At 59.1% G+C, this 24,143-nt stretch carries 25 protein-coding genes; 17 read left to right on the top strand and 8 right to left on the bottom strand.

The annotated features are described in order from the left end of the window. Positions 1-65: 65 nt before the first annotated feature. Together HU718_RS10435 and HU718_RS10430 are read right to left on the bottom strand one after the other, a co-directional pair. Positions 66-431, bottom strand: coding sequence for a DUF6124 family protein (locus HU718_RS10435; RefSeq protein WP_186613668.1), 366 nt, complete (start codon positions 429-431; stop codon positions 66-68). 1,163 nt (positions 432-1,594) lie between these two features. Continuing rightward, positions 1,595-2,275 carry an alpha/beta family hydrolase gene (locus HU718_RS10430; RefSeq protein WP_186613670.1) on the bottom strand — a complete coding sequence of 227 codons (681 nt, stop codon included), beginning with the start codon at positions 2,273-2,275 and terminating at the stop codon, positions 1,595-1,597. 95 nt (positions 2,276-2,370) lie between these two features. On the opposite strand from HU718_RS10430, the gene ccoN (HU718_RS10425) reads away from it, so the two are divergent. The 8 genes from ccoN (HU718_RS10425) to ccoP (HU718_RS10390) all read left to right on the top strand — a co-directional run bounded on the left by ccoN (HU718_RS10425) (position 2,371) and on the right by ccoP (HU718_RS10390) (position 9,310). Then, positions 2,371-3,795, top strand: a complete 1,425-nt coding sequence (gene ccoN / locus HU718_RS10425) for a cytochrome-c oxidase, cbb3-type subunit I (RefSeq protein ID WP_034152830.1) — start codon at positions 2,371-2,373, stop codon at positions 3,793-3,795. 10 nt (positions 3,796-3,805) lie between these two features. Then, entirely contained in the window at positions 3,806-4,414 is a 609-nt protein-coding gene (ccoO, locus tag HU718_RS10420; RefSeq protein WP_003223389.1) for a cytochrome-c oxidase, cbb3-type subunit II, read from the top strand. Between the two features lie 5 nt (positions 4,415-4,419). Next, on the top strand, positions 4,420-4,635 hold the full coding sequence (locus HU718_RS10415; RefSeq protein WP_053118838.1) for a cbb3-type cytochrome oxidase subunit 3: 216 nt from the start codon (positions 4,420-4,422) through the stop codon (positions 4,633-4,635). After that, positions 4,632-5,588: a cytochrome-c oxidase, cbb3-type subunit III gene (gene ccoP, locus HU718_RS10410; protein WP_150705768.1), complete on the top strand. Its 957-nt coding sequence runs from the start codon at positions 4,632-4,634 to the stop codon at positions 5,586-5,588. Before HU718_RS10415 ends, ccoP (HU718_RS10410) begins: the two co-directional genes overlap by 4 nt. 500 nt (positions 5,589-6,088) lie before the next feature. Continuing rightward, positions 6,089-7,531 carry a cytochrome-c oxidase, cbb3-type subunit I gene (gene ccoN, locus HU718_RS10405; RefSeq protein ID WP_150705769.1) on the top strand — a complete coding sequence of 481 codons (1,443 nt, stop codon included), beginning with the start codon at positions 6,089-6,091 and terminating at the stop codon, positions 7,529-7,531. Further along, positions 7,531-8,139 (top strand): cytochrome-c oxidase, cbb3-type subunit II, encoded by a 609-nt coding sequence (ccoO, locus tag HU718_RS10400; protein WP_007917161.1) that lies wholly within the window; start codon positions 7,531-7,533, stop codon positions 8,137-8,139. Before ccoN (HU718_RS10405) ends, ccoO (HU718_RS10400) begins: the two co-directional genes overlap by 1 nt. Positions 8,140-8,144: 5 nt before the next feature. Further along, positions 8,145-8,330, top strand: a complete 186-nt coding sequence (locus HU718_RS10395) for a CcoQ/FixQ family Cbb3-type cytochrome c oxidase assembly chaperone (protein WP_003175465.1) — start codon at positions 8,145-8,147, stop codon at positions 8,328-8,330. After that, positions 8,327-9,310: a cytochrome-c oxidase, cbb3-type subunit III gene (gene ccoP / locus HU718_RS10390; RefSeq protein ID WP_007917163.1), complete on the top strand. Its 984-nt coding sequence runs from the start codon at positions 8,327-8,329 to the stop codon at positions 9,308-9,310. The genes HU718_RS10395 and ccoP (HU718_RS10390) overlap by 4 nt, the downstream gene beginning before the upstream one ends. Before the next feature lie 237 nt (positions 9,311-9,547). Here the strand turns inward: ccoP (HU718_RS10390) and HU718_RS10385 are convergent, their stop codons facing one another. Continuing rightward, a complete protein-coding gene (locus tag HU718_RS10385) occupies positions 9,548-10,552 on the bottom strand; it encodes a metallophosphoesterase family protein (RefSeq protein WP_150729776.1) in 1,005 nt (334 codons plus the stop codon). Between the two features lie 299 nt (positions 10,553-10,851). On the opposite strand from HU718_RS10385, the gene HU718_RS10380 reads away from it, so the two are divergent. From HU718_RS10380 to hemN, 7 genes are all read left to right on the top strand, one after another. Further along, a complete protein-coding gene (locus HU718_RS10380) occupies positions 10,852-11,025 on the top strand; it encodes a hypothetical protein (RefSeq protein WP_186613672.1) in 174 nt (57 codons plus the stop codon). 233 nt (positions 11,026-11,258) lie between these two features. Beyond that, positions 11,259-12,674 (top strand): cytochrome c oxidase accessory protein CcoG, encoded by a 1,416-nt coding sequence (ccoG, locus tag HU718_RS10375; protein ID WP_137218771.1) that lies wholly within the window; start codon positions 11,259-11,261, stop codon positions 12,672-12,674. 11 nt (positions 12,675-12,685) lie between these two features. Then, entirely contained in the window at positions 12,686-13,225 is a 540-nt protein-coding gene (locus tag HU718_RS10370) for a FixH family protein (protein ID WP_095120079.1), read from the top strand. 191 nt (positions 13,226-13,416) lie between these two features. Then, positions 13,417-15,867 carry a heavy metal translocating P-type ATPase gene (locus tag HU718_RS10365; protein ID WP_186613674.1) on the top strand — a complete coding sequence of 817 codons (2,451 nt, stop codon included), beginning with the start codon at positions 13,417-13,419 and terminating at the stop codon, positions 15,865-15,867. 24 nt (positions 15,868-15,891) lie between these two features. Beyond that, positions 15,892-16,104: a cbb3-type cytochrome oxidase assembly protein CcoS gene (gene ccoS / locus HU718_RS10360; RefSeq protein ID WP_150705772.1), complete on the top strand. Its 213-nt coding sequence runs from the start codon at positions 15,892-15,894 to the stop codon at positions 16,102-16,104. Beyond that, complete coding sequence (locus HU718_RS10355) at positions 16,097-16,780, top strand: sulfite exporter TauE/SafE family protein (protein ID WP_039770036.1); 684 nt, start codon at positions 16,097-16,099, stop codon at positions 16,778-16,780. The genes ccoS and HU718_RS10355 overlap by 8 nt, the downstream gene beginning before the upstream one ends. A gap of 200 nt (positions 16,781-16,980) precedes the next feature. Further along, positions 16,981-18,363, top strand: coding sequence for an oxygen-independent coproporphyrinogen III oxidase (hemN, locus tag HU718_RS10350; protein ID WP_150729753.1), 1,383 nt, complete (start codon positions 16,981-16,983; stop codon positions 18,361-18,363). Here hemN and HU718_RS10345 read toward each other — a convergent pair. After that, entirely contained in the window at positions 18,360-18,842 is a 483-nt protein-coding gene (locus tag HU718_RS10345) for a hypothetical protein (protein ID WP_102900754.1), read from the bottom strand. The genes hemN and HU718_RS10345 overlap by 4 nt on opposite strands. Before the next feature lie 154 nt (positions 18,843-18,996). On the opposite strand from HU718_RS10345, the gene fnr reads away from it, so the two are divergent. Together fnr and HU718_RS10335 are read left to right on the top strand one after the other, a co-directional pair. After that, positions 18,997-19,731, top strand: coding sequence for a fumarate/nitrate reduction transcriptional regulator Fnr (fnr, locus tag HU718_RS10340; protein ID WP_003223347.1), 735 nt, complete (start codon positions 18,997-18,999; stop codon positions 19,729-19,731). Positions 19,732-19,809: 78 nt separating this feature from the next. Beyond that, a complete protein-coding gene (locus tag HU718_RS10335; RefSeq protein ID WP_038365388.1) occupies positions 19,810-20,358 on the top strand; it encodes an adenine phosphoribosyltransferase in 549 nt (182 codons plus the stop codon). 90 nt (positions 20,359-20,448) lie between these two features. On the opposite strand, the gene HU718_RS10330 is transcribed toward HU718_RS10335, so the two are convergent. From HU718_RS10330 to HU718_RS10315, 4 genes are all read right to left on the bottom strand, one after another. Continuing rightward, positions 20,449-21,597: an acyl-CoA dehydrogenase family protein gene (locus tag HU718_RS10330; RefSeq protein ID WP_186613676.1), complete on the bottom strand. Its 1,149-nt coding sequence runs from the start codon at positions 21,595-21,597 to the stop codon at positions 20,449-20,451. Between the two features lie 193 nt (positions 21,598-21,790). Then, positions 21,791-22,393, bottom strand: coding sequence for a recombination mediator RecR (gene recR / locus HU718_RS10325; RefSeq protein WP_007918335.1), 603 nt, complete (start codon positions 22,391-22,393; stop codon positions 21,791-21,793). Positions 22,394-22,459: 66 nt separating this feature from the next. Continuing rightward, positions 22,460-23,494 (bottom strand): NADPH-dependent curcumin/dihydrocurcumin reductase, encoded by a 1,035-nt coding sequence (gene curA, locus HU718_RS10320; RefSeq protein WP_186613678.1) that lies wholly within the window; start codon positions 23,492-23,494, stop codon positions 22,460-22,462. Between the two features lie 272 nt (positions 23,495-23,766). Beyond that, on the bottom strand, positions 23,767-24,105 hold the full coding sequence (locus HU718_RS10315) for a YbaB/EbfC family nucleoid-associated protein (RefSeq protein ID WP_016984747.1): 339 nt from the start codon (positions 24,103-24,105) through the stop codon (positions 23,767-23,769). Positions 24,106-24,143 lie beyond the last annotated feature (38 nt).

Genomic DNA, 24,143 nt, shown 5'->3' with positions numbered 1-24,143 from the left:
CAGCATTAGGCGGTACGGCCTCTTTGCGATGAGCGGGGCAAACGCCCCACTCATCAGTTTCACAACTACTGCGGTAACTTCAGCTTATCCAGCAGTCGATTGACCAACAGTTCGTTGAGCATGATCACCTGTTGCAGCGCCAGCAGCGGTTTACGCTCCGGGCCGCCGATTGAGTTGGCGATATTGCCGGCCATGGCATGGGCGTATGAAAGCGATTCGCTCGCCTCGACCAGCAGGGTTTCGTCATCCAGCGTGGGGTCTACGAGATAGACGGGGCGAAACTTGGGCGGGTTTGGCGGAGCACCCAGAGCTTCGGGTCGGAGGTAGTAGTCGAGGGCGCGATCAGTCGCTTCTTTTGTCTTTTGAGACTCAAGCGCTGGGTCGTGAGGGGTTGGGTCTGTGCCCGGAGGGTTTGGCGTGGCTTTGAACATAAATATCTAATTCCTGAACCAGGGCCGCGACCGTTCTCTACTAAAAGAAGGGTGGCGGCTGTGCGCAGGTTAGTAGACCGGAGGAATTAGCAAGACCGGCGCGCTCGAAAGCGCCCTGAGCACAGCCACCATTGAGTGCAGGCAAATACGCCTGACTTAATGGGACCTATGCACTTACTAAAACCATACGGGCTACTAAACCCGACCACTGATGGGCAGTGGCAGGGAAACGATATAGCCCGCGCCATGGTTGTGTAAGCCGGCGGATTCTGGCGTACGCGTAGGTAACGGCGCAAGGTGTTGTAGGCCCCGTGGCGTAACGGGTTGTGTAATTTAAACGGGCTCACAAAATCATGTTTACGCACGGGAAATGCTGGACAGTGAGCGCTTCAAGTTTTTTATCGTGTCAGCGAAATAGCCCCTCACCCTAACCCTCTCCCAGAGGGAGAGGGGACTGACCGAAGTGTTTGGGAGAGCTACGCCGACGTGAAATACCGAGTTGAACTCAGATTCTGAAACAGATCAAAAGCCCCTCACCCTAGCCCTCTCCCCGAGGGAGAGGGGACTGATCGTGGTGTTTGGGAGAGGTACGCCGACGTGCAATAGCGCGTTGAACTCAGGCTTTGAAAAGCTCACAAATCGGCTCCCTCTCCCTCGGGAAAGGGCTGGGCGGGCGGCGTTCCGATGAGGGGCGAATCCAACACAAAACCAAAGCCGGACACCCGCTCTTCACCACTCAATAGGCCGAGTGTCAGCTCGCCTGCTCTTGATCTTGATCCACGGGCGACGTCGGAAGGCTGAGTGGAGGGATTGATCCGGGCGTGGGAGCGCAGCGACCGTTTGGCGAAGCCAAACACAGCGAGAGGAGGTGCAGCGAAGCAAACCGTAGGCGCTGCGCCCGGATCGATTCCGCAGCGAAGGAACCCCGAGCCCCAGCGAGCGGGCCGCACGTAGGAGCAAGCGTTTTTGGTTACTTTTTAGGCGTTTGTAAAAAGTGACCCGCCGTAAGGGCGGAACCCTAAGTGGCCGTTACCGCAGGAATGGATATGTATCCAAAACGAAAGACAGCAGCGCATCCAAGATCCATCCCCCTCACCCCAGCCCTCTCCCCCAAGGGGGCGAGGGGGAAAGGGAGCCGATCTTTATGCGGTTCGGGATCTCGGTTAACCCTTGAGAAACTCGGCTACTTTCTGCGCGGCGCTGGCCAAATGCTGTTCATGGGTAAATCCGGAAACCTTGAGCGGCTTCAAGTCATGATCCCCGGCCGCTAACCACGCCACCTCAATACTCGGTGACAAGGTGTAAGCCTCAACCGCCTCCCGATTGCCCAGCGCATCCCGCTCCCCCTGCACAATCAGCGTCCGAGTCTGCAAAGAAGCCAAATGCTCAACCCGCGGCTTCTCCGGTTTCCCCACCGCATAAAACGGATACCCCAGACACACCAACGCATCGGTACCCAATTCGTCAGCCAAAAGACTGGCCATCCGCCCGCCCATCGACTTACCGCCGATCCCCAGCGGCCCAGCGACATGACGTCGCACTTCGGCAAACACTTCGCGCCAGCATTCCAGCAGTTTCGGCGCCGGGTTCGGCGGACGCTTGCCACCGTCGATACGCCGCTGCGCCATATACGCAAACTCAAACCGCAACACGTTCACACCCAGTGCAGCAAGGCGCCCAGCCATATCAGTCATCCAATCGCTATCCATCGGCGCCCCCGCCCCATGCGCCAGGATCAACGTCGCAGAAACCTCACAACTGGCGGCATCCCAACGCCACCCATGATCACGCACGCACTGCGCCCATTGATCCCCGTCAATACTGGCCTTGTGCTGTTTGTCCATGCTTGCCTCGCTTTTAGTCTGCCTATAACTCCAGACGAAGGATTCGCCGCGTGTTTTGCGCGCGCTCACTTCGGCTGAACCGTGGATGGGGAACCATGAACACTTCTATCAGTACCGCCTACAACTACAAGGTGGTCCGCCAATTCGCCATTATGACGGTGGTGTGGGGCATCGTCGGCATGGGCCTCGGGGTTTTTCTCGCGGCCCAATTGGTCTGGCCCGAACTCAACTTCAATTTGCCCTGGACCAGTTTCGGCCGTCTGCGCCCGCTGCACACCAACGCGGTGATCTTCGCGTTCGGTGGCTGTGCGCTGTTCGCCAGTTCGTTCTACTCGGTGCAACGCACCTGCCAGACCCAATTGTTTGCACCAAAAATCGCCGCATTCTGCTTCTGGGGCTGGCAACTGGTGATCCTGTTGGCGGCGATCAGCCTGCCACTGGGTTACACCAGTTCCAAGGAATACGCCGAGCTGGAATGGCCGATCGACATCCTGATCACCATCGTCTGGGTCGCCTACGCCGTCGTATTCTTCGGCACGATCATGCAGCGCAAGACCAAGCACATCTATGTGGGCAACTGGTTCTTCGGCGCGTTCATCATCACCGTGGCGATTCTGCACATCGTCAACAACCTTGAGTTGCCGGTGAGTTTCACCAAGTCGTACTCGGTGTACGCCGGTGCAACCGACGCGATGGTGCAATGGTGGTACGGCCACAACGCCGTAGGTTTTTTCCTCACCGCCGGTTTCCTCGGGATGATGTACTACTTCGTGCCGAAACAGGCTGAGCGTCCGGTGTACTCGTATCGCCTGTCGATCGTGCACTTCTGGGCGCTGATCACCCTGTACATCTGGGCCGGCCCGCACCACTTGCACTACACCGCGCTGCCGGACTGGGCGCAGTCGCTGGGCATGGTGATGTCGCTGATTCTCCTGGCACCGAGCTGGGGCGGCATGATCAACGGCATGATGACCCTCTCAGGCGCTTGGCATAAGTTGCGCAGCGACCCGATCTTGCGCTTCCTCGTGGTCTCGCTGGCGTTCTACGGCATGTCAACCTTTGAAGGTCCGATGATGGCGATCAAGACCGTCAACGCCCTCTCCCACTACACCGACTGGACCATTGGTCACGTACACGCTGGCGCCCTCGGTTGGGTGGCGATGATTTCCATCGGCGCGCTGTACCACATGATCCCGAAAATCTTCGGCAAGGCGCAGATGCACAGCGTCGGTTTGATCAACGCGCACTTCTGGCTCGCGACCATCGGCACCGTGCTCTACATCGCGTCGATGTGGGTCAACGGCATTGCCCAGGGCCTGATGTGGCGCGCAGTGAACGAGGACGGCACGCTGACCTACTCCTTCGTCGAAACCCTGGTGGCCAGCCACCCAGGCTTCGTCGTGCGGCTGATCGGTGGGGCGATCTTCCTCAGCGGCATGTTCCTGATGGCTTACAACACCTGGCGCACCGTGCGGGCCTCGCAGCCTGCTGACGTCGTTGCTGCCGCGCAGATGGCCTGAGGAGTCCGCCATGAAACACGAAACGATTGAAAAGAACGTCGGCCTGTTGATGTTGCTCATGGTGTTCGCCGTGAGCATCGGCGGCCTGACCCAGATCGTCCCGCTGTTCTTCCAGGACGTCACCAACAAACCGGTGGAAGGCATGAAGCCCTACACCGCGCTGCAACTGGAAGGCCGCGACATCTACATCCGCGAAGGCTGCGTCGGTTGCCACTCGCAGATGATCCGCCCGTTCCGCGCCGAAACCGAGCGCTACGGGCACTACTCGGTAGCCGGTGAAAGCGTTTGGGATCACCCGTTCCTGTGGGGCTCGAAACGTACCGGTCCGGACCTCGCCCGGGTCGGCGCGCGCTACTCGGATGACTGGCACCGCGCGCACTTGTACAACCCGCGCAACGTCGTACCGGAATCGAAAATGCCGGCCTACCCATGGCTGGTTACGCAAGCGGTCGACAGCAGCCACACCGAAACCAAGCTCAAGACCATGCGCACCCTCGGCGTGCCGTACACCGACGACGACATCAGCGGCGCGGTGGCCAGCCTCAAGGGCAAGACCGAAATGGACGCCCTCGTTTCTTACCTGCAAGTGCTCGGCACTGCGATCAAGAGCAAGAGGTGAGCACGATGGTCTTTGAAATGAGCGCAGGGCTGATCCGTGGTTTAGGCACCGTTGTCGTGTTTGTAGCGTTCGTCGGCTTGACCTTGTGGGTGTTCAACCGCAAGCGCACCCCGGAGTTCGCTGAAGCACGTCTGCTGCCGTTTGCCGACGAGCCGCAGCCCGAAACTACCCCAGCATTTGAAACAACCCAAGCACCTGAACCAAGGAGTACCCGGCCATGACCACCTTCTGGAGTACGTGGATCTGCGTACTGACCATCGGCAGCCTGATCGGCCTGACGTGGCTGCTGATCGGCACCCGCCGGGGCGAAACCAAGGGCAGCGTCGACCAGACCATGGGCCACAGCTTCGACGGCATCGAGGAGTACGACAACCCGCTGCCGCAGTGGTGGTTCATGCTGTTCGCCGGCACGCTGGTGTTTTCCGTGGGCTATCTGATCCTCTATCCGGGCCTGGGCAACTGGAAAGGCATCCTGCCCGGTTACGAGGATGGCTGGACCGGCGTGCACGAATGGGAAAAGGAAATGAACAAGGCCGACGCCAGGTTCGGGCCAATCTTCGCCAAGTTCGCTGCGATGCCGGTGGAAGAAGTGGCGAAGGATCCGCAGGCACTGAAAATGGGTGGCCGCTTGTTCGCCTCCAACTGCTCGGTGTGCCACGGTTCGGACGCCAAAGGTGCGTTCGGTTTCCCTAACCTCGCCGACAGCGACTGGCGCTGGGGTGGCGACGCCGAGACCATCAAGACCACCATCATGGGTGGCCGGATGGCGGCGATGCCGGCCTGGGGCGAAGTGCTCGGCGAGGCCGGGGTGAAGAACGTTGCCGCTTATGTACGCCACGAACTGGCCGGTCTGCCATTGCCCGCCGACAGCAAGGCAGACCTGCAAGCCGGACAGCAGGCGTTCAGCACCACTTGCGTAGCCTGTCATGGGGCAACCGGCCAGGGCACTGAAGCCATGGGCGCGCCGAATCTGACGCACCCGGCCGGGTTTATCTATGGCACCAGTCTGACGCAACTTGAACAGACCATTCGCCATGGTCGCCAAGGCCACATGCCGGCGCAGAACGAGCTGTTGGGTAACGATAAAGTGCAATTGCTCGCCGCTTATGTATACAGTCTTTCAAAAGATCGCGAGCAATTGAGCGATAAGCATCAAGCTGAAAGCTCCAAGTAAAATCAACAGCAATGTATACAATCCTGCAGGCGACTTGAACCATCTTGTCGCTTGCAGCTTTCAGCTCGCAGCTGCTTCTTTTTGTCGCACCCCTTCACACCCTCGCCTTTCGGTTCCCCGGATTCGGGTCTACGCTTGCTCGATGCGGACTGGCTTGTGCCGGTTCCAGGTCAACGCTGACTGCTGTGTTCTGCGAACCGGCTGACTGATGTGGCCGCAAACGCCGGTAGATACCGGCTGTCGTGCCATTTGCCATCCGTCACCCGAACTGAGCGTTTGAACACACCCCGTTACAAGCGACCTGAACCCCTCGCTTTTTTCGTCCGCTGCGACATTTTGTCCGAGGCCGATTTTGTCCTTACGCGGCGCATGGAAAGGCCGCAGAATCAGCCTTGGAAAGCATTGACCCAGGTCATGGCGCGTTGCAATGACCCCCTGCTCTCTGCATACTTGCGGCCGATTTTAATCCTAATAAAACACCCAAACCGTGGAACCTTAGAATGAGCACAGCAATCAGTCCGACTGCTTATAACTATAAGGTAGTCCGCCAGTTCGCCATCATGACGGTGGTCTGGGGGATCCTTGGCATGGGGCTCGGTGTCTTCATCGCCTCGCAACTGGTCTGGCCGGAGTTGAACTTCGGTCTGCCGTGGACGAGCTTTGGACGCCTGCGCCCGTTGCACACAAACCTGGTGATTTTCGCCTTCGGTGGTTGTGCACTATTTGCCACTTCCTACTATGTCGTGCAGCGAACCTGCCAGACGCGACTGATTTCCGACAGCCTCGCCGCCTTCACCTTCTGGGGCTGGCAAGCGGTGATCGTCGGCGCAATCATCACCTTGCCGCTGGGTTACACCACCACCAAGGAATACGCGGAACTGGAATGGCCGATCGCCATTTTGCTGGCCATTGTCTGGGTCACCTACGGTCTGGTGTTCTTCGGCACCATCACCAAGCGCAAAACCAAGCACATCTACGTGGGTAACTGGTTCTACGGTGCGTTCATCGTCGTCACGGCGATGCTGCACATCGTCAACCACGCGTCCCTGCCGGTGAGCCTGTTCAAGTCCTACTCCGCCTATTCGGGTGCGACCGATGCGATGATTCAGTGGTGGTACGGCCACAACGCGGTGGGTTTCTTCCTGACCACCGGTTTCCTCGGGATGATGTACTACTTCGTGCCGAAACAGGCCGAACGTCCGATCTACTCCTATCGCCTGTCGATCGTGCACTTCTGGGCACTGATCACCCTGTACATCTGGGCCGGCCCGCACCACCTGCACTACACCGCACTGCCGGATTGGGCACAATCGCTGGGCATGGCGATGTCGATCATTCTCTTGGCGCCAAGCTGGGGCGGCATGATCAACGGCATGATGACCCTGTCGGGCGCCTGGCATAAGCTGCGCACCGACCCGATCCTGCGTTTCCTCGTGGTCTCGCTGGCGTTCTACGGCATGTCGACCTTTGAAGGGCCGATGATGGCGATCAAGACCGTCAACTCGCTCTCCCACTACACCGACTGGACCATCGGCCACGTACACGCCGGCGCTCTGGGCTGGGTGGCGATGATCTCGATCGGCGCGATCTACCACATGATCCCGCGTCTGTTCGGCCGTGCGCAGATGCACAGCGTCGGCCTGATCAACGCGCACTTCTGGCTCGCGACCATCGGCACCGTGCTGTACATCGCGTCGATGTGGGTCAACGGCATCACTCAGGGCCTGATGTGGCGTGCAATCAACGACGACGGCACCCTCACCTACTCGTTCGTTGAAGCGCTGCAAGCCAGCCACCCGGGTTACATCGTCCGTGCCCTGGGCGGTGCGTTCTTCGCCAGCGGCATGTTCCTGATGGCTTACAACGTCTGGCGCACCGTGCGCGCCTCGAACCCGGTTGAAGCTGAAGCCGCTGCCCAGATCGCTGTCGTTGGAGCTCACTGATGAAGCATGAAGCTGTCGAGAAGAATATTGGCCTGCTGGCCTTCTTCATGGTCATCGCCGTCAGCGTTGGCGGCCTGACCCAAATCGTTCCGCTGTTTTTCCAGGACGTCACCAACAAGCCGGTCGAAGGCATGAAGCCGCGTTCGGCACTGGAACTGGAAGGCCGCGACGTTTACATCGCCAACGGCTGTGTCGGCTGCCACTCGCAGATGATCCGTCCGTTCCGTGCTGAAACCGAACGCTATGGCCACTACTCGGTGGCCGGTGAAAGCGTCTGGGATCACCCGTTCCTGTGGGGTTCCAAGCGTACCGGGCCGGATCTGGCCCGTGTCGGCGGTCGTTACTCCGATGACTGGCAACGTGCGCACTTGTACAACCCGCGCAACGTCGTGCCTGAGTCGAAAATGCCGGCTTACCCGTTCCTCGTGGAAAACAAGCTCGACGGCAAAGAGACGGCCAAGAAAATGGAGGTTTTGCGCACCCTCGGCGTCCCTTACACCGACGAAGACATCGCCGGTGCACAGGATGCTGTGAAGGGCAAAACCGAAATGGACGCGCTGGTGGCCTACCTGCAAGGCCTGGGCACCATCATCAAAAGCAAACGGTGAATTAGATGGATATCGGGATGATTCGTGGCCTGGGCACCGTTGTCGTGATGGTGGCCTTCATCGGTCTGGCGTTGTGGGTGTTCAGTCCCAAGCGCAAGTCGGAGTTTGAAGACGCGACCTTGTTGCCTTTTGCGGATGATCCCGAAGCCATCAAGCACGTCGAGCAAGCTTCTAGGAGTAACAAAGAATGACTACATTCTGGAGTCTGTACGTCACAGTCCTCAGTCTCGGTACGATCTTCGCCCTGACCTGGCTGCTGCTGTCGACCCGCAAGGGCCAGCGCAGCGAACAGACGGACGAGACGGTCGGGCACTCCTTCGACGGGATCGAGGAGTACGACAACCCACTGCCTAAATGGTGGTTCATGCTGTTTGTCGGCACGATCATTTTTGCCTTGGGTTACCTGGTGCTGTACCCGGGCCTGGGCAACTGGAAAGGCCTGCTGCCGGGTTACAACTACCTCGATAACGACAAGCAGACCGCGTTCGCCAACGGCCAGACCGGCTGGACCGGCGTGCACGAGTGGGAAAAGGAAATGGCCCGTTCGGACGCCAAGTTCGGTCCGATCTTCGCCAAGTTCGCTGCCATGCCAATCGAAGAAGTCGCCAAGGATCCGCAAGCGCTGAAAATGGGTGGACGTCTATTCGCCTCCAACTGCTCGGTGTGCCACGGTTCCGACGCCAAGGGCGCTTACGGCTTTCCTAACCTGACCGACGCCGACTGGCGTTGGGGCGGCGAACCGGAAACCATCAAGACCACCATCATGGGCGGTCGTCACGCGGTGATGCCGGCCTGGGCTGAAGTGATTGGTGAGCAAGGCGTTGCCGACGTGGCAGCGTTTGTCGTGACCAACCTGGATGGCCGCAAACTGCCGGAAGGCACCAAGGCTGATCCGGCCAACGGCGGCAAACTGTTCGCCGCCAACTGCGTGGCCTGCCACGGGCCGGCCGGCAAAGGCACCCCCGCCATGGGCGCGCCTGATCTGACCCACCCGGGTGCGTTCATCTACGGTTCGAGCTTCGCACAACTGCAGCAGACCATCCGTTACGGCCGTCAGGGCCAGATGCCCGCGCAGGAGCAACTGCAGGGCAACGACAAGGTTCACCTGCTGGCGGCGTATGTTTACAGCCTGTCCCACGGTGAAAAAGCACCGGAAGCGAACGCCGAGTAAGGCCGACGCTCCAGACAAAGAACGGCCCCGCCAATTCTCTTTGGCGGGGCCGTTTTGTTTTAACGCATTCGCATCGACAGTGGGAGCGCTTGCTGCACTGCAAAGGTTGCCGGAGTGCAACTGTCGCCACTCGCCGCACTCGCCTGTCGTCTCACGCACCCGGTCGCGAAAAGGCACCACTGACGGCCACGTTCGACACCAGGCAAAAAAACCTCGCCGAACTCCACGAGCCCGCTTTCAGGGACGATTGGCCCAAATGGATTGCACCGGAACGGTGTCGATCAACTCGCGGTTTCGCCATTGATTGTTCTTCACCAGATAAATCTGCAACTGCTTGCGATCTTCAGTAAAACTGGTGATCAGGTAAGTTTGTTGAGAAGTGGCGCCACTCAGGTACATCGGCACATTCCCCAACCAATACGAACTGCCGCCATACTTGTGCAGATGACCGGCAAATACTGCGGTGACCTTATAGGTCTTGAGCATTTCGATAAAGCGCTTCTGCTGGCTGGGACTGCCCTTCATCTCCAGCGGTTTGTGCATATTGATGATGATGGCGTGACCCTGAACTCTCGCCAGGCGAAGATCTTTCTCGAGCCAGTCCAGTGCACTGTTTATTTCGAACGTAGTCGGATTCAAAAAATGAGCTATCCGTGTTGTGTAGGTCGGCTCATTATTGAGTTGAACCAAATGGACGTCACCGATAGTCTTTGAATAAGCAAGACTCCCCGAATAAAGCCTGTTGACCACACTGCCACTAATCGTCAGATCAAAACTATCCACCTTGCCTTCATGATACTCTTTGAATTGGACAATGCTCCCCGCTGCACAGCTGTTACTGAAGCAGTCATCTACATTATTTTCATAATCATGATTGCCCAAGCCATACAGATAATTCGTACCGAAGTGCCGCTTCAATGCCGCCGCCATATAGTCACGCTGCCAGCCATGGCCGAAAGCAGTGATATCGCCATTAATCATCAAAGGGATCGTTGACTGCGATCCATTACGAGTTCGAAAGTCTGCAATACTTGCCAACTGACTTTCTACCAGCCACTTAGAGCGCTTGGTAAACTCCTCACCGGATTCAGGTGTTCTGCTGTCTGTCTTGTCGGTCCAGGGATATTGCGTGTCCGATGCGAACACCATGTGCTTCGGTGCATCCGGCACTGCATGGGCCATGAAAACCGAAAACAATAAAAACGCACCCACAAACAAACTTGCCACTTTATTATTAGCCATCATATAACACTTCCATTTAGTCGAATAAACTGACGACCTCGCGCCGTCAACTTTCACGCTATTCGAAAACCTTATAATCCTCAAACATACAGTGCAGATTAATTGATTTATTTTATTTCGAGAGCGACATAATCCCACTTGCAAAGCGCAACTAAGGTGAGCTTCATCATCACACAAACACTCATAAAATGAGACGAATATCAGCTAGACTCGACTTTCAGCGAGCAGTAACTTTTATAAGCGCCTGACGCACATTGTCAGAGCGCCTCATACATCAATAGATTCCAAGGAAGATAACCATGCGAGAAGCTGATCATGATTGTGTGCAATCCCAAGAGGATTTCACCTATGTCAACTCTGATACCGACCACCTCAATAAGCACCAGGACAGTGATGACGCCACAACCGTCGACGTGGTCAAAAAAAACCCCGAAAGCGGACTCGACAGCCTCGGCGGCGGAAGGCTGATCTGAACAAGGCTGGGACTCGCTCGTCAGAGCGAGTCCCATGCATCGTCTATAGTCAATTGATCTGGATCATGACTTGTTCCATCTGCTACACCATTTACACCCTTCCCCCAACGCGACCAAAGGTCGCACCCGTGCGTCGGCGTGACAGGCGTATCATTGCGCCACTGCAACGCCTTTTTTGACCTTGGTTGGCACGTATCGACCGAGGCATTTTTCCACTGCCGTGGGATGCAATGATGAGCAACCAGATTCCGGTACACGACGTCACACCACCGAGCAAGAACGCGAACAACAGCGTTGATCTTTACGCCTCTCGAGAAAAAATCTACACCCGCGCTTTCACTGGCCTGTTCCGCAATCTGCGGATGATGGGCGGTGCCGCATTGTTCCTGCTGTATTTCGGTACGGTGTGGCTGAACTGGGGCGGCCATCAGGCCGTGTGGTGGAACCTGCCGGAACGCAAGTTCTTCATCTTCGGCGCGACCTTCTGGCCACAGGACTTCATTCTGCTCTCGGGCCTGTTGATCATTGCCGCGTTCGGCCTGTTCTTCATCACCGTGTATGCCGGGCGGGTCTGGTGCGGTTACACCTGTCCGCAAAGTGTGTGGACGTGGATTTTCATGTGGTGCGAGAAGGTCACCGAAGGCGACCGCAACCAGCGCATCAAGCTCGACAAGGCGCCGATGAGCGCCAACAAGTTTCTGCGCAAAGCCGCCAAGCACTCGATGTGGCTGTTGATCGGTTTCGTCACCGGCATGACCTTCGTCGGCTACTTCTCGCCGATCCGCGAACTGGTCTTTGAGTTCTTCACAGGGCAAGCCGATGGCTGGTCGTATTTCTGGGTCGGCTTCTTCACCCTCGCCACTTACGGCAACGCCGGTTGGTTGCGCGAGCAGGTGTGCATCTACATGTGTCCATATGCGCGCTTCCAGAGCGTGATGTTCGACAAGGACACGCTGATCGTCTCCTACGATCCGCGTCGCGGCGAAAGCCGTGGCCCACGCAAGAAAGGTATCGATTACAAGGCCCAGGGCCTTGGTGACTGCATCGACTGCACCATGTGTGTTCAGGTCTGCCCGACCGGTATCGACATCCGCGACGGCCTGCAGATCGAATGCATCGGCTGCGCCGCGTGCATCGACGCCTGCGATAGCATCATGGACAAAATGGACTACCCGCGCGGACTGATCAGCTACACCACCGAACACAACCTGTCCGGGCAGAAAACCCATAAACTGCGGCCACGCCTGATCGGCTACGCCGTGGTGTTGCTGGCAATGATCAGCCTGTTGGTCACCGCGTTCTTCATGCGCTCGCTGGTCGGTTTCGACGTCAGCAAGGACCGCGTGCTGTACCGCGAAAACGCTGAAGGCCGAATCGAAAACGTCTACAGCCTGAAAATCATGAACAAGGATCAGCGCGACCACACCTACGTACTGGGAGCCAGCGGTTTGCCGGATCTGCGCCTGCAAGGCAAACGCGAGATCAAGGTCGCGGCCGGCGATATCGTCAGCATGCCGGTCGAGTTGTCGAGCGCACCGGAACAACTGCCATCGAGCACCAACGAGGTGAAATTCCTCCTCAAGGATGCCGATGATGACAGCGTCCACGTTGAAGCCAAGAGCCGATTCATCGGCCCACAAATCCGTTGAGAGAACTGAACATGCCCGCAGCAAACGCCGCAAGTCCCTGGTACAAGCACCTTTGGCCATGGATCATCATCGGGATTCTGGCCTGTTCGGTGACCCTGACCCTGTCGATGGTGACCATCGCGGTGAACAACCCGGACAACCTGGTCAACGACAACTACTACGAGGCGGGCAAAGGCATCAACCGTTCGCTGGACCGTGAACTGTTGGCGCAAAATCTGAAGATGCGTGCGGCTATGCATCTGGATGACGTAACCGGTGAAGTTGATTTGCGTTTGAGCGGTGACAGTCAGCCAAAGACGCTGGAATTGAATCTGATCTCGCCGACGCAGCCCGAGAAGGATCGCAAGATCGTGTTGACTCGCAGCGAGACTGAAACGGGCCGCTACATTGGGCAATTGGGCGACAAGGTTGAAGGTCGCCGGTTTGTTGAGTTGCTCGGCAGTCAGGATGATCACGTCTGGCGGATGTTCGAAGAAGAGCTGGTCAGCCATGACAAGGATCTGTTGCTGGGTGATGAGCCGCTGCAAGGTGCCGAAGACTTGAAGAAGTAAACAACTTCAAAAGCCCCCTCACCCTAGCCCTCTCCCCCAGGAGAGGGAACTGATCTCGAGCGTTTGCACGTTTTGTGTATGACAGTGAAAATCCAGGCTCACACCGACCGGCTCCCTCTCCCTCCGGGAGAGGGCTGGGGTGAGGGCAAGCGGACAACCCCAATGCAAGGGCTTACCCCCTCAACGATGCCATGACCACCCCAATGCCCTGCTACCACTGCGCCCTGCCCGTTCCGTCAGGCAGCCGCTTCACCGCTGTCGTACTCGGGGAGTCCCGCGAGTTCTGCTGCCCGGGCTGTCAGGCCGTGGCCGAAGCCATCGTCGCCGGCGGTCTGGAAAGCTATTACCAACATCGCAGCGAAGCCTCGGCCAACCCCGAAGCGTTGCCGGTGCAATTGACCGACGAACTGGCGCTGTACGACCGCGCCGATGTCCAGCAACCCTTCGTCCGCCACGAAGGCGAACTGGCCGAAACCACGCTGTTGATGGAAGGCATCAGTTGCGCCGCGTGTGGCTGGCTGATCGAAAAACACCTGCGCACGCTGCCTGCCGTGGCCGAGGCGCGACTGAATCTGTCCAACCATCGCCTGCACGTGCGCTGGGCCGACGCACAACTGCCACTGAGCCAGATCCTCGCCGAACTGCGCCACATCGGTTACGCCGCCCACCCGTATCAGGCTGATCGCGCCAGTGAACAACTGGCCAGCGAAAATCGTCTGGCCCTGCGCCAACTCGGTGTCGCCGGCCTGCTGTGGTTTCAGGCAATGATGGCGACCATGGCCACCTGGCCGGAATTCAACATCGACCTCAGCCCCGAGCTGCATACGATTCTGCGCTGGGTCGCGCTGTTCCTGACCACGCCGATCGTGTTCTATAGCTGCGCGCCGTTCTTCAAAGGGGCGATGCGCGATTTGCGCACGCGTCACCTGACCATGGATGTCTCGGTGTCGCTGGCGATCGGCAGTGCCTACATCGCCGGGATCTGGACCTCGATCACCGGCGTCGGTGAGTTGTATTTCGATGCGGTCGGGATGTTTGCGCTGTTTCTGCTTGCCGGGCGTTATCTCGAACGTCGTGCCCGCGAGCGCACGGCTGCCGCTACCGCACAACTTGTGAATCTATTGCCGGCCTCGTGTCTGCGGCTGGACAACAACGGCCAGAGCGAACGCATCCTGCTCAGCGAGCTACGCCTCGGCGAGCGGATTCTGGTGCAGGCCGGCTCGATTCTGCCGGCGGATGGCAAGATCATCGACGGCCAGTCGAGCATCGACGAATCACTGCTGACCGGCGAATACCTGCCGCAACCGCGCATGCCGGGCGATGCGGTCACCGCCGGCACACTCAATGTCGAAGGTGCGCTGACCGTGGAAGTGCAGGCGCTGGGCCAAGACACGCGCCTGTCCGCCATCGTCCGCCTGCTCGACCGCGCCCAAGCGGAAAAACCGCGACTGGCGGAAATCGCCGACCGTGCCGCGCAATGGTTTTTGCTGTTATCGCTGATCGCGGCGGCCGCCATTGGCCTGTTGTGGTGGGAACTGGATTCGTCACGAGCATTCTGGATTGTCCTCGCCATGCTCGTTGCGACCTGCCCGTGCGCCCTGTCGCTGGCAACGCCGACCGCCCTCACCGCCGCCACCGGCACCCTGCACAAACTCGGGTTGCTGCTGACGCGCGGCCATGTGCTGGAAGGTTTGAATCAGATCGACACAGTGATCTTCGACAAGACCGGCACCCTCACCGAAGGCCGACTGGTGCTGCGTTCGATTCGCCCACTCGGCGCGCACGACAGCGATGAATGCCTGAGCCTCGCCGCCGCCCTGGAGAACCGTTCAGAACACCCGATTGCCCGCGCTTTCGGCCGTGCGCCGCTGGCCGCTGAAGAAGTCCACAGCACGCCGGGCCTTGGCCTCGACGGGCTGGTTGGCGGACAGCGCCTGCGCATCGGTCAGGCGGAATTTGTCTGCGCCCTCAGCGGCACCGCAACACCGTCGATGCCGGACGAGGCCGGCCAATGGTTGCTGCTTGGCGACACTCAAGGGCCACTGGCGTGGTTCGTCCTCGACGATCGCTTGCGTGATGACGCCCCGGCGCTGCTCGCCGCGTGCAAGGCACGCGGCTGGCGCACATTGCTGTTGTCCGGTGATAGCTCGCCGATGGTCGCCAGTGTGGCGGCGGAACTGGGCATTGATGAGGCTCGCGGCGGTTTGCGTCCGGACGACAAACTGCAAGTGCTGCAACAACTGCACAAGGAAGGTCGCAAGGTGCTGATGCTCGGTGACGGCGTCAACGACGTGCCGGTGCTGGCTGCCGCTGATATCAGCGTGGCCATGGGTTCAGCCACCGATCTGGCGAAAACCAGCGCCGATGCAGTGCTGCTGTCCAATCGCCTCGACGCCCTGGTCCAAGCCTTCTCGCTCGCGCGGCGCACGCGGCGGGTAATCATCGAGAACCTGCTGTGGGCGGCGCTGTACAATGGCCTCATGTTGCCGTTCGCCGCCCTCGGCTGGATCACTCCGGTGTGGGCCGCCGTCGGCATGTCGATCAGTTCGTTGACCGTGGTGCTCAATGCCCTGCGCCTGACTCGCCTGCCGAGTCCGCCGCCCGTCAGCACCCGGTCAGAAACCCGCCCGCTGCCGGCCTGAGCCGCGCGGGCGTCTGGAGTACAGATGCCAGCTCTCTACGTGATGATCCCGGCCGCCCTGCTGATCGTGGCCATCGCCGTTTACATCTTCTTCTGGGCGGTGGACAGCGGTCAGTACGACGACCTCGACGGTCCGGCGCACAGCATCCTCTTCGATGATCAGGATCCGAACCACACCGCGGCGGTGGACGAAGCCAACACCAGCAAACCGGACGACAAGGCCCCACCCCATGCTTGAACTGGCGCCGCTGTTGGTGTCTGCACTGATTCTTGGTTTGCTCGGTGGCGGGCATTGTCTGGGCATGTGCGGCGGTTTGATGGGCGCGCTGACCCTGGCGATTCCCAAGGAACAGCGCAGCCGGCGCTTTCGTCTGCTGCTGGCGTACAACCTGGGGCGGATCCTCAGTTATGCCACCGCCGGATTGCTGATTGGCCTTGCAGGCTGGGCGGTCGCGAACAGCCCAGCCGCATTGTTCATGCGCGTGCTGGCCGGACTACTGCTGATCGCCATGGGTTTGTATCTGGCCGGTTGGTGGAGCGGACTGACCCGCATTGAAAGTCTCGGACGCGGTTTGTGGCGCTACATTCAGCCGGTCGCTAATCGCTTGTTGCCGGTGTCGAGTTTGCCTCGTGCGCTATTGCTTGGCGCGCTGTGGGGCTGGCTGCCGTGCGGACTGGTTTACAGCACGTTGTTGTGGTCGGCGAGTCAGGGCAATGCGCTGGACAGTGCGTTGTTGATGCTTGCGTTTGGCCTCGGCACCTGGCCGGTGCTACTCGCCACGGGCCTCGCGGCTGAGCGGGTTACGGCGCTGTTGCGCAAACGCAGCGTGCGCATGGCAGGTGGGTTGCTGGTGATTCTGTTCGGCATCTGGACCCTTCCCGGCCCGCATCAGCATTGGCTCATGGGCCATTAGATCGGCGGCGCGGCCTTCGCGAGCAGGCTCGCTCCCACAGGGGATTTGTGTTGCACCACCGATCCAATGTGGGAGCGAGCCTGCTCGCGAAGAGGCCCGCACGATCAACACATCTCCTTGCTGTTGATGCAAATCAAGATGCCCCCGCACGCGTCCCCCTAGACTCGCCACACTGCCAGCCTATCCGGGGGAACGCCCGCATGCTCGACGCCATTCGTTGGGACTCTGATCTGATCCGCCGCTATGACCTGGCGGGGCCGCGCTACACCTCTTATCCGACGGCTGTGCAATTTCACAGTCAAGTCGGCACCTTCGACCTGTTCCATGCCCTGCGCGACAGCCGCAAAGCCCTGCGCCCCTTGTCGCTGTACGTGCATGTGCCGTTCTGCGCGAACATTTGCTACTACTGCGCCTGCAATAAGGTCATCACCAAGGATCGCGGTCGTGCGTTGCCGTACTTGCAGCGGCTGGAGCAGGAAATCCAGTTGATCGCCTGCCACCTCGACCCGGCACAAAAAGTCGAGCAACTGCACTTTGGCGGCGGCACGCCGACCTTTCTCAGCCACGACGAACTGCGTCAGTTGATGGCGCACCTGCGCAAGCATTTCAATCTGCTGGATGACGACTCTGGCGATTACGGCATCGAGATCGACCCGCGCGAAGCCGACTGGTCGACCATGGGCCTGCTGCGCGAACTGGGTTTCAACCGTGTCAGCATCGGTCTGCAAGACCTCGATCCGGCGGTGCAGCGTGCGGTCAATCGCCTGCAAAGTCTGGAAGAAACCCGCGCAGTGATCGATGCCGCGCGCACTCTGCAATTTCGCTCGATCAATATCGATCTGATCTACGGCTTGCCCAAGCAGACCCCGGAAAACTTCGCCCGCACCGTCGAGGAAGTGATCAGCCTGCAACCGGATCGGCTCTCGGTGTTCAACTACGCGCACCTGCCGGAACGCTTCATGCCGCAGCGACGGATCAATGGCAATGAGCTACCTGCGCCCGCGCAGAAGCTGGAAATGCTCGAGCGCACCATCGAACAGCTCACCGCCGCCGGTTATCGCTACATCGGCATGGACCACTTTGCCCTGCCCGACGATGAGCTGGCCATTGCCCAAGAGGAGGAAACCCTGCAACGCAACTTCCAGGGTTACACCACCCACGGCCATTGCGACTTGATTGGTCTGGGGGTTTCCGCAATCAGCCAGATCGGCGACCTGTACTGCCAGAACAGCAGCGACCTCAACGAGTACCAGAACACCCTCGCCGCCGCGCAACTGGCGACCAGCCGGGGTTTGCTGTGCAACGCCGATGATCGCTTGCGCCGCGCGGTGATCCAGCAACTGATCTGCAATTTCAGCCTGGAATTCGCCGAGATCGAGCAGCAGTTCAACATCGATTTTCAGGGCTATTTCGGCGCGCTATGGCCGCAACTGCAAGGCATGGCCAGCGATGGCCTGATAGAGCTGGATCGCGAACGAATCGAGGTGTTGCCGGCGGGACGCCTGTTGGTGCGCTCGGTGTGCATGGTCTTTGATGCCTACCTTGAGCAGCAAAACCGCCAGCGTTTCTCGCGGGTGATTTAGTTTTTCGTCAGCAGCGAACCGACTTTAAGATTCTGATCCGACGTCAGGCCCGACTGCCCGACCACTTTGGACAAGGCCAGATTGGCGGTGATCAGACCAGTGTTCAACGCAGCAATGGCGCCGCGCAGAGCCGCGAGTTTGTTGATCTTTTCTTCGTTGGAAAGGCGTTTGTCGGTCATGACCGCTTCGATGAGTGCCTTTTTCTCGGCGATCTGTTTTTGCAACTTACGGATCATCTTCAGCAATTGCTGGATGTTCTCAGGCAGCCCGCTGTCGTCAATGTCGCTGTTTTCGCCACCGACACTGGCGGCTTTTTCAATCGAGGCACCGGACAGCGACACTTTGACGCCCTCGACCAAGGTCGGGGTTGCCTCTTCGGTCGAGCCTGCTTCCCGTGCATTGTCTAAAGAGGTTTTAAACGTTTCCGGCATTGCCGCAACGTCGCTGCTACCGGGGCCCAGCGTGCCAATGGCGGCCATCGAAGCGTTCCTTGTATGCGTTCTGATACCTGTTTATCGGCGGCTGGCCCTGCGGCTTTACACCTGTAGGGCAAAGTCGCCCCAGACTGGCCTCAATGTCCTCCCGTGGGTTACCCTTACGGCTTATGTGTGTTTTCCCACAAGGATTAAAGAAATGTCCGAGCCAGTTAAACTGCGCGCTCATAACCAGGCCCATTGCAAGGATTGCAGCCTGGCCCCTCTCTGCCTGCCACTTTCTCTGAATCTGGAAGACATGGATGCGCTGGACGAAATCGTTAAACGTGGCCGCCCACTGAAAAAGGGTGAGTTCCTGTTCCGCCAGGGCGACACGTTCGATTCCGTTTATGCAGTACGCTCCGGCGCCCTGAAGACCTTCAGCCTGAGCGACAGCGGCGAAGAACAGCTCACCGGTTTCCACCTGCCGAGCGAACTGGTCGGTTTGTCAGGCATGGACACCGAGAAACACCCGGTGTCGGCGCAGGCGCTGGAAACCACCTCGGTCTGCGAAATCCCTTTTGAACGTCTTGATGAACTGGCCCTGCAACTGCCGCAGCTGCGCCGCCAGTTGATGCGCGTGATGAGCCGGGAAATCCGCGACGACCAGCAAATGATGTTGCTGCTGTCGAAAAAAACCGCCGACGAGCGTATCGCTACCTTCCTCGTCAACCTTTCCGCACGCTTCCGCGCTCGCGGCTTCTCGGCCAATCAGTTCCGCCTGAGCATGTCGCGCAATGAAATCGGTAACTACCTCGGCCTGGCGGTGGAAACCGTGTCTCGCGTGTTCACGCGCTTCCAGCAAAACGAACTGATCGCCGCCGAGGGCAAGGAGATTCACATCCTCGACCCGATCCAGCTCTGCGCGCTGGCCGGTGGCTCGCTCGAAGGCTGATCTCGACCCGCGGCCGAGCGAATCGTTTCAGCCGCGGGTATACTGCGCCGTTTGCAGCCCTGCCAGGACACCTCGACGATGGTCTTCGACTCCTTCGACATCAAATCGCTTATCCGCCCAGTGATCGACTTCCCGAAACCGGGCGTGATCTTTCGCGACATCACCCCGCTGTTCCAGTCGCCGACGGCCCTGCGCCTGGTGATGGACAGCTTCGCCCACCGCTATGTGGAAGCCGACTTCACCCACATCGGCGCGATGGATGCGCGCGGTTTCCTGATCGGCTCGGTACTGGCCTATCAGTTGAACAAGCCGCTGGTGCTGTTCCGCAAGCAAGGCAAACTGCCGGCGGACGTGCTGGCCGAGGGTTACGCAACCGAGTACGGCGAAGCGTTTCTGGAAGTGCACGCCGACAGCCTGTGTGAAGGCGATTCGGTGGTGATGTTCGATGATTTGATTGCCACGGGCGGGACGTTGATTGCAGCAGCCAACCTGATTCGCCGCATGGGCGCGCGGGTGCATGAGGCGGCGGCGATCATTGATTTGCCTGAGTTGAACGGGTCGCAGCGCCTGGAAGACATGGGCATTCCTACCTTCTGCCTGACGCAGTTTGCGTTGACTGATAAATAATCAAGATCAAAAGATCGCAGCCTTCGGCAGCTCCTACATTGGGATGTGCGTTTCCCTGTAGGAGCTGCCGAAGGCTGCGATCTTTTGACTTTAAAGGCCCATCTGCTTGCTGATGATCTCGTTCATTACCTCCCGCGTCCCGCCGCCAATCGACAAGATGCGGTTATCCCGATACAGCCGCTCCACCAGACTCTCGCGCATATACCCCAACCCACCAAGAATCTGCACCGCCTCGGTGGTGATTCGGTCCGAGGTATCCGTGGCAAAGTTCTTCGCCATCGAAATCTCTTTGATCACGCTCTGCCCCGCCGCCATTTTCGCCGCTTGCCGGTAAGTGAACTCCCGTGAAACCTCCAGCGCAGTCGCCATTTCGGCGAGGCGATGCTTGATTACCTGAAACTTGCCGATCGGCTTGCCAAACGCTTCGCGCTCGCGTGCCCATTGCAGGCTCTCTTCCAACGCTAACTGTGAAGTCATGTTGGCCATCAGCGCCAACGCCAGCCGTTCGCTTTGAAAGTTACCCATGATGCAGGCGAAGCCCATGTTTTCGGCACCGATCAGATTTCCCACGGGCACCCGGCAGTCGTCGAAGAACAACTCAGCCGTGTCCGACGCCCACCAACCCATTTTTTTCAACTGACGGCCAACGGTGAAGCCCGGCGTGCCCTTCTCGATCAACAACAGGCTGATGCCGCCGAAACCCGGCGCACCGGTGCGCACCGCAACGGTGTAGAAATCGGCGCGTACGCCACTGGTGATAAAGGTTTTGCTGCCGCTGACACGATAGACATCGCCGTCGAGCACGGCGCGGGTTTGCAGGTTGGCGACGTCGGAGCCGCCGCCGGGTTCGGTGACCGCCAGGGCGCTGATCCTTTCGCCGCTGAGCACTGGCGGCACAACCCGATCACGCACCTCGGGACGGGCCCATTTGACGATCGGTGGCAGGCCGATATCCAGCGATCCCAGCCCCGCTACCAGGCCGCCAGAGCCGCAACGCATCAACTCCTCACTGGCGGCGACCTTGGCGAACAGATCGCCTTCATGACTGCCTCCGAGAGCTTCGGGATAGCCGATGCCAAGGATGCCTGCCGCGCCAGCCTTCAGGTACAGCTCGCGGGGGAAGATTTCCGCTTCTTCCCACTGATCGATGTCCGGCAGGATCTCGCGTTCGACGAAACGTCTGACGCTGTCGCGGACCAATTGGTGGCTGGGGTCGAAGTATTCCTGAAAGGCAGGCATGGGCGAGCTCCACGGAAGGGTTCGCCGAACTTAACCGAGCGCTTGCTTGGTTTTCAACTCAATTGTGTGAATCAGATTGACCGAGGTGCGCCATTCGCGAGCAGGCTCGCTCCCACAGGGGATTTGTGAATGACACACAACCAGTGTGGGAGCGAGCCTGCTCGCGAAGGCGTCAAATCAGACGCCGCATAACTTAGAGGGAAATCGGTTTACGCCCGGCAAACGAATGCGCCAGCGTGCCGCCATCAACCAGCTCCAATTCACCACCCAACGGCACGCCGTGGGCAATCCGCGAAGCGATCAGGCCTTTGTTGCTCAGCAGTTGCGCGATGTAATGCGCCGTCGCCTCACCTTCCACGGTCGGGTTAGTTGCGAGGATGACTTCGGTAAACGTCCCGGCCTCTTCGATCCGCGTCATCAACTGCGGAATGCCGATTGCCTCAGGGCCCAAGCCATCAAGCGGCGACAAATGCCCCTTGAGCACAAAGTAACGCCCACGGAAGCCAGTCTGTTCGACCGCATAGACATCCATCGGCCCTTCCACCACACACAGCAACGTATCGTCACGGCGGGTATCGGCGCATTGCGGACACAGATCGTCTTCGGTCAGCGTGCGGCACTGGCGGCAGTGACCGACCCCTTCCATGGCCTGGCTGAGAGCCTGGGCCAGGCGCAAGCCGCCGCTGCGGTCACGCTCAAGCATCTGCAACGCCATGCGCTGGGCGGTTTTCTGACCCACGCCCGGCAGAGTGCGCAGAGCGTCGATCAGTTGGCGAATCAAAGGGCTGAAGCTCATGGGTAAAAAGTCCGACAAAACAACGAGACGCGGTTTATACCCGCGCCTCTGGCCAGCGTCAAATACTCAGTCCTGGGCGACCTTCACCACCAATTTGCCGAAGTTGCGCCCTTCCAGCAGACCGATAAACGCCTCGGGCGCCTGCTCCAGGCCTTCGACCACGTCCTCGCGGAATTTCACCTTGCCCTCGCGCACCCACGGCACCATGTGGCTGATGAATTCCGGCTGACGATCACCGTAATCGTCGAACACGATGAAGCCTTGAATCCGCACGCGTTTTGTTAGCAGTGTGCGTTGCAGCATTGGCAGGCGATCCGGGCCTTGCGGCGCTTCGGAGGCGTTGTAACCGGCGATCAGACCGCACAACGGAATGCGCGCCTTGGGATTGAGCAGCGGCATCACCGCATCGAACACATGGCCACCGACGTTCTCGTAATAGATGTCGATACCATCGGGGCAAGCCTTGGCCAGTTGCTCGGCAAAGTCGGTAGCCTTGTGATCGATGCAGGCATCGAAACCCAGCTCTTCGACCACGTACTTGCATTTTTCGGCACCGCCGGCAACACCGACGGCGCGCAGGCCTTTGATCTTCGCCACTTGCCCGACCACCGAGCCGACCGCACCGGAAGCCGCTGCGACAACAAGGGTTTCGCCTTCTTGCGGCTGGCCGATGTCCATCAGCCCCATGTACGCGGTCATCCCCGGCATGCCCAGCACACCCAGGGCCATCGACGGGCTCGGCAGCCCGGCCGGGATCGGAATGATATTGCGCCCGTCGCTGATGCTGTGGCTCTGCCAACCGGTGGCGCCGACCACCAGATCACCTTTATGGAATTTTGGATGACGCGAATCTTCGACACGGCTGACAGCGCCACCGGTCATCACTTCGCCGATTTGCACCGGCGCGGCGTAGGACGGCGCGTCGCTCATGCGCCCGCGCATGTAGGGATCGAGGGACAGATAGAGGGTTTTCAGCAGCACCTCGCCATCCGCAAGATCCGGCAGCGCTTCGCGTTCGAGGCGGAAGTTTTCCGGGGTCGGTGCACCGACCGGGCGTGAGGCGAGGACGAAACGTTGATTGAGGGTGAGAGGGTCAGACATGTCAGCGTCTCCTGTGAAGGGTGAATTCAGCGGGTATAGGGAGCAGACCGTTGAGGCGATGGGGCGTTCGATGTTTCGCACGCACCACATTCATGTAGGAGCTGCGGAACGCTGCGATCTTTTGATCTTGCTTGCAAAACAACAGAATCAAAAGATCGCAGCCTCGTTTCACTCGACAGCTCCTACAGGATGCGGTGTTAATGAAGCAGAAACAAAAATGCCAGGCGCAATGCCTGGCATTTTATGTAGCTCATCTGCCGCCGAATGGCGAATCAGAATGGCAGTTTCATACCGGCAGGCAGGTTCATGCCGGCGGTCATGTTGCCCATTTTGTCCTGGCTGTTCTTTTCGATCTTGCGCACAGCGTCGTTGACGGCAGAGGCGATAACCGCTTCCAGCATCTCTTTGTCGTCTTCGCTCATGCCTTCGACCAGGCTTGGGTCGATGCTCACGCTTTTGACGTCGTGACGACCGGTCATCACCACGGTGACCATATCGCCGCCGGCCTTACCGGTGACTTCGGCGTTGGCCAGTTCTTCCTGCATCTTGGCCATTTTTTCCTGCATCTGCTGCGCCTGCTTCATCAGGCCGGCCATGCCACCTTTCATCATGGGAATCACCTCAAAAGTACTTGGATCAAAACAGCGCC

This window comes from Pseudomonas tensinigenes (assembly GCF_014268445.2).
In the GTDB taxonomy this organism is placed as follows: domain Bacteria; phylum Pseudomonadota; class Gammaproteobacteria; order Pseudomonadales; family Pseudomonadaceae; genus Aquipseudomonas; species Aquipseudomonas tensinigenes.
Note: the sequence above shows the minus strand (reverse complement) of the source record. Positions and strands in the feature narration are given on the sequence as shown.